This window comes from Micromonospora sp. WMMD737 (genome assembly GCF_049179055.1).
Lineage (GTDB): Bacteria > Actinomycetota > Actinomycetes > Mycobacteriales > Micromonosporaceae > Micromonospora > Micromonospora reichwaldensis.
The window spans coordinates 1-2071 of the sequence record NZ_JBMHMH010000036.1; the positions used below are offsets into that span (position 1 = coordinate 1).

Sequence of the window (2071 nt, forward strand, 5' to 3'; positions counted from 1 at the left end):
TCACCGAACCGAACAGCTTGCCGGAGTCGCCGGCCGACTTCACCGCCAGCTGGACGGCGCCGAGGCCCTCGAGGGCGGTCTTCAGCTCGTTGGCGTGCTCGAGGTTCTTCACACCCTTGAGCTCCTGGGCGCGGCGGATCGCGTCGGCTTGGCGCTGGGCACCGCGGGTGGCCACGATCGCCAGCCCGCGCGGCAGCAGGTAGTTGCGGCCGTACCCGTCCTTCACCTCGACGAGGTCACCGGCCGTCCCGAGGTGCTCGACCTCGGCAGTCAGAATCAGCTTCATCTCTATCGTTCCTGTCTTCTTCTCGCCGCTTACCGAGCCGACGAGCTGAACGGCAGCAACGCGACCTCGCGGGCGTTCTTCACCGCGATCGCGACGTCGCGCTGGTGCTGAACGCAGTTGCCGGTCACCCGACGGGCGCGGATCTTGCCGCGCTCGCTGATGTAGGTGCGCAGCAGCGCGGTGTCCTTGTAGTCGATGATCTGCCCCTTGCCCTTCTTGGAGCAGAACACGCACTTGCGCGTCTTGACCGGCTTCTCCGGAGCCGGACGGCGCTTTGTGGATTTCGCCATGTGTCTATCTCTTTCTTATGAAAATCAATGAATATCGTTGCGTCAGAACGGCGGCTCGTCGTCGGCGCCACCGAACGAACCCGATGCCGGGGCGCTGCCCCACGGGTCGTCCTTGGGCTGCTCCGACGCCCGGGAGCTACCGCCCCCGCCACCGCCGCCGAATCCGCCGCCACCGCCGCCGCCGCGGCTGACCTTGTTGACCTTGGCGGTCGCGTAGCGCAGCGAGGGGCCGATCTCGTCGACCTCCACCTCGACCACGGTGCGCTTCTCGCCCTCACGGGTTTCGAAGGACCGCTGCTTGAGCCGCCCCTGCACGATGACGCGCGACCCGCGGGTCAGGCTCTCGGCCACGTTCTCGGCGGCCTCACGCCAGATGTTGCACCGCAGGAACAGCGCCTCGCCGTCCTTCCACTCCCCGCTCTGGCGGTCGTAGATACGCGGTGTCGAGGCGACGGTGAAGTTCGCCACCGCCGCACCCGACGGGGTGAAGCGCAGTTCGGGGTCGGCGGTCAGGTTTCCAACGACGGTGATGTTGGTATCACCAGCAGCCACGGGTTCCTCCTGAAGGTGGTGGTCGGCGTGTTGGGCGCGAGCCTACGCAGCGGTTCCGACGAGCGGCACCCTTTAGTTCTTGTCGGTCCGCATCACCTTGGTCCGCAGCACGGACTCGTTCAGGTTCAGCTGGCGGTCGAGCTCGGACACCGTGGCCGGCTCTGCCTTGACGTCGACCACCGCGTAGATGCCCTCGGCGTGCTTGGCGATCTCGTAGGCCAGGCGCCGGCGTCCCCAGATGTCGACCTTGTCGACACTGCCACCGTCCTTGCGGATGACATTGAGGAACGTCTCCAGCGACGGAGCCACGGTGCGCTCGTCGAGAGTGGGGTCGAGGATGACCATGATTTCGTATGGACGCATAACTAACCCATCACCTCCTATGGTCGTTGCGGCCGCGGTCGTTCCGCGGCAGGAGGGTCGCCTGCGTCGGCAACCGGGCCAGGTTACAGGAACCGGCACTGATCTGCGAAATCGCTCGCCTGCACCGCGCGAATACGGTGTGGTTATCGTCGCTGAGCGTCGACGAGCACACCGAAATCGCCGGCATCGCGGGAGACCCGCGGGCGCAGCCAGTCGGGCAGCCACCCCGGTGGCGCGTCGGGGGCCCGGTCGAACACCCCGCCCGCCGGGTCGTCGACCGCACCGCCGGCGCGTACCAGATCCGACGACGGGCGGTAGATCTGGCCGACGACCAACGCGCACAACGCGATCACCGCGATGTCGCGCACCAGCACCGTCGCGGTGAAGGCCTGCTCGGGCAGCCCCATGTTCTGCTCGCCGTACAGGTAGAGCATCCGCGGCACCCACACCAGCATGTCGACGGACATCCAGGCCAGCAGGATCCGCCGGTGCGGCAACGCCAGCACCGCCAGCGGCACCAGCCACAGCGAGAACTGCGGGCTCCACACCTTGTTGGTCAGCAGGAACACCGCCACCACCA

General features: G+C 67.1%; 4 protein-coding genes and 1 pseudogene. All 5 read right to left on the bottom strand.

The window, feature by feature from the left end; genetic code table 11:
• On the bottom strand, window positions 1–286 hold a 286-nt coding region (gene rplI / locus ACN27A_RS34200; protein WP_421459116.1), incomplete at its 3' end, for a 50S ribosomal protein L9.
• Window positions 287–315: 29 nt separating this feature from the next.
• On the bottom strand, window positions 316–576 hold the full coding sequence (gene rpsR / locus ACN27A_RS34205) for a 30S ribosomal protein S18 (RefSeq protein WP_421459118.1): 261 nt from the start codon (window positions 574–576) through the stop codon (window positions 316–318).
• Between the two features lie 42 nt (window positions 577–618).
• Window positions 619–1128, bottom strand: a complete 510-nt coding sequence (locus ACN27A_RS34210; protein ID WP_421459120.1) for a single-stranded DNA-binding protein — start codon at window positions 1126–1128, stop codon at window positions 619–621.
• 72 nt (window positions 1129–1200) lie between these two features.
• Complete coding sequence (gene rpsF / locus ACN27A_RS34215) at window positions 1201–1491, bottom strand: 30S ribosomal protein S6 (RefSeq protein WP_421459123.1); 291 nt, start codon at window positions 1489–1491, stop codon at window positions 1201–1203.
• Window positions 1492–1634: 143 nt separating this feature from the next.
• Window positions 1635–2071 (bottom strand): annotated as a pseudogene (locus ACN27A_RS34220) (hypothetical protein); the annotation flags it as partial.

Excerpts from the sequence above, each read along its gene's own strand:
- rpsR (WP_421459118.1), bottom strand. The coding sequence starts at position 576 with ATGGCGAAATCCACAAAGCGCCGTCCGGCTCCGGAGAAGCCGGTCAAG.
- rpsF (WP_421459123.1), bottom strand. The coding sequence starts at position 1,491 with ATGCGTCCATACGAAATCATGGTCATCCTCGACCCCACTCTCGACGAG.